The organism is Xanthomonas sp. SHU 199 (assembly GCF_000364665.1).
Lineage (GTDB): Bacteria > Pseudomonadota > Gammaproteobacteria > Xanthomonadales > Xanthomonadaceae > Xanthomonas_A > Xanthomonas_A sontii.
The window spans coordinates 1-1,283 of the sequence record NZ_AQOI01000610.1 but is presented as its reverse complement, the minus strand read 5'-3'; the positions used below and the strand labels follow the sequence as shown (position 1 = coordinate 1,283).

Annotated in this window: 1 protein-coding gene; it reads left to right on the top strand. The window is 71.0% G+C overall.

Annotated elements, in window-relative coordinates; all coding sequences use genetic code 11:
• Positions 1-204: 204 nt before the first annotated feature.
• Positions 205-1,283, top strand: a 1,079-nt coding sequence (gene rnd / locus D183_RS0117830) for a ribonuclease D (protein WP_017910197.1), incomplete at its 3' end; no start/stop codon positions are given.

Sequence of the window (1,283 nt, the reverse complement as noted above, 5' to 3'; positions counted from 1 at the left end):
GCGGCCGGCGCCGACGGCTGCCGCGCACAGCCGACCAGCGCTGCCGCAAGCATGCTCCAGACCATCACAACGCCGCTGCTGCGCACTTTTCCTCCGAACCATGGACCTTGCGACGCCATCCCGTCCGGCGCGCCGTGCGGCCGGCGGAGCGACGTTAGGCTATTCTCGCCTGCCTGAGCAAACCCTGCAGTCAACGGAAATCACGTGCCTTACTGGATCAAGCAACCTGCCGAGCTGAGCGAACGGCTGGCGCAGCGACCGGCCCGCATCGGCCTGGATACCGAATTCGTCCGCGAACGCACCTACTGGCCGCAACTGGCGCTGGTGCAGATGGCGGTGGGCGACGAAATCCTGCTGATCGACCCGCTGATCCCGGGCATGCCGCAGGCGCTGGCGCCGTGGCTGAGCGACCCGGACATCCTCAAGATCATGCACAGCGCCAGCGAAGACCTGGTCGCCTTCAAGTGCGCCTGCGGCACCCTGCCGCGGCCGCTGTTCGACACCCAGATCGCCGCCGGCCTGGCCGGGCTCGGCGCCGGCATGGGCTACCAGAAGCTGGTGCTGGAGATCACCGGCGTGCACCTGGCCAAGGGCGAGACCCGCTCGGACTGGCTGCGCCGCCCGCTGTCGCCGGCGCAGCTGGAGTACGCCGCCGACGACGTGCGCCATCTGTTCGCGCTGCACGACAACCTGCAGGCGCGGTTGCAGACCCTGGAGCGCGGCGACTGGCTGCACGAGGACGGCGAACGCCTGCTCGGCACCGTCGAGCACGACGACGGCGAACGCTGGCCGCACCTGGGCATGCGCTCGGCGCAGTTCATGGACCGCCCCGCGCAACTGCGCCTGCTGCGCCTGCTGCGCTGGCGCGACGCGCAGGCCCGGCACAACGACAAACCGCGCAGCTGGATCCTGGACAACGAACTGGCCGCCACCCTGGCGCGCTTCCCGCCGCAGGACCAACCGGCCATGCTGGCGCTGTTCGACAAACACCCCAAGGCGCCGCGCAAGCTCAGCGATGCGGTGTGGCAGGCGCTGACCACACCGCTGGCCGACGAAGCCGACGCCCCACAGGCGCTGGCCGCCAGCGACGACAACAAGGCCGCGCTGAAGCGGCTGCAGGACGCGGTGGCCGCGCGCAGCGCCGAACTCGGCCTGCCCGACGGCCTGCTGGCCTCGCGCAAGCACCTGGAAGCCCTGCTGGAAAGCGCGCAATGGCCAGCACCGCTGGCGGGCTGGCGCCGGCGCGAACTGGAACCGCGGCTGCAGCCGCTGCTGGCGGCCAC